General features: G+C 66.1%; 2 protein-coding genes and 1 tRNA gene. All 3 read right to left on the bottom strand.

Annotated features, from left to right (window positions below):
- Positions 1 to 798, bottom strand: a 798-nt coding sequence (locus VIP82_RS22405) for a hypothetical protein (protein WP_331912748.1), incomplete at its 3' end; no start/stop codon positions are given.
- A gap of 192 nt (positions 799 to 990) precedes the next feature.
- Positions 991 to 1,066 (bottom strand) — tRNA-Ala (locus tag VIP82_RS22400).
- Between the two features lie 93 nt (positions 1,067 to 1,159).
- Positions 1,160 to 1,534: a ribosome silencing factor gene (rsfS, locus tag VIP82_RS22395; RefSeq protein ID WP_056009113.1), complete on the bottom strand. Its 375-nt coding sequence runs from the start codon at positions 1,532 to 1,534 to the stop codon at positions 1,160 to 1,162.
- Positions 1,535 to 1,568 lie beyond the last annotated feature (34 nt).

Genomic DNA, 1,568 nt, shown 5'->3' with positions numbered 1-1,568 from the left:
CAGAACACCCATCACGACGAAGACGATGGAGACGACGCGGGGTGCCCACGTATGGGCAAGCACCCGCTGACGCACGAGGGCGCTGAGGTCGCGATGCACATACATCGCGAACGTCGTCACGAATGCACCGGCGATGACGAGTGCGATGTTGAAGAGACCGCTCGACACATCGTTCGAGGTGCCGAGCTGACTGAAGTGGATCTGCCACCACTGCGGATCTTGCGACGTGGCCATGCTCGTGAGCACCGTCAGTGACATGAAGACCACGAGCAGGGCGGCAAGCTTCGGCGTCGTGAGCGACGTGACCGACAGGTAGATCCAGTACGCGGCGAGTCCGGATGCCACGGCGGATGCGCCTGCGCCGATCCACGGGTCCACCACGAGCCCCTCGAAGCTGCGCTGCAGCAGCACGAAGACCATGACCGTGACGAGAGCGCCGATAACCGCGTGGACCGCCGCTACTGTCGCGACATCCAGCGAGAACTTCCACGCCCCGAGTTCGTGCCGCCACTCCTGGCCCGGCAGGTCCCGCGCGCGCCAGTAGCCCGTCGCGGCAGCCCCGACTCCGGAGACCATCACGGCGATGGCGGCGAACGCGCCGACGGACCAGCCACCCCAGAGTGACCATTCAGCTCCGGCGAAGACGAGCACACCCACAGCGGCCGTTCCGCTCGCGGCGACGACGCCGGCGGCGACGGACTCAGTCTCGATGGCGACGCGTCGTCGCCGGCTGGTGACTCCCGCCGCTGGCGGGAACGGACGTGTTTCGACGGCCCGGGCCGTGCCTGCTGCGCTCATGGGCGCATCGTAAGCTCGTGCGAGTTGCGGGGAGGGGGACGAACGTCCTGCTTGATGTCCTCGAGACGCCCGAGATGGATCGACTCCTTGGACAGCTGCCGATCTCACGCACGTTCATCGACGCTGAGATGGTCCCCAAGCCCGATTCCAAATGAGAAAGCCCCCGAAGAACCTGAGTTCTTCGGGAGCTATTGGTGGATCTGAGGGGACTCGAACCCCTGACCCCCTGCATGCCATGCAGGTGCGCTACCAGCTGCGCCACAGACCCGTTCTGCCTCGTTCGAGGCAACGAATTGAGCTTACACCAGCCTCCGCCCGCAGACGAAATCGAGGGACCCTCGACCGGTGGAGCCCGATCCGATCAGCTGCTCGCGGCGAGCAACGGCGCCACGGGAAGCGCCGGGCAGTCTGCCCAGAGCCGCTCGAGGCCGTAGTACAGCCGCTCCTCCTGGTGGAAGACGTGCACGACGAGGTCGCCGAAGTCGAGCAGGATCCAGCGGCCGACCTGGTGCCCTTCACGTCGCTTCGTCGGCGTGCCTGCGCGGCCAAGCACGTCTTCGATCTCATCTGCGATCGCGATGACGTTGCGCTCGGAGTTGCCGGTGACGATGAGGAACACGTCGGCGAACGGGATCTGGCGCGACACGTCGAGGGCGACGAGGTCGTCGCCGCCCTTCGAATCAGCCGCACGCGCTGCCAGCGCGAGCGTCTCGAGGGCCTGGTCGGATGCAGTCATGCGCTCACTTCCGGTGCGTTGTGGTTGTCTCGGA

It is taken from the genome of Microbacterium sp. (genome assembly GCF_036566905.1).
Lineage (GTDB): Bacteria > Actinomycetota > Actinomycetes > Actinomycetales > Microbacteriaceae > Microbacterium.
The sequence above is the reverse complement of the archived record's forward strand: the minus strand, read 5'-3'. Positions and strand labels throughout refer to the sequence as shown.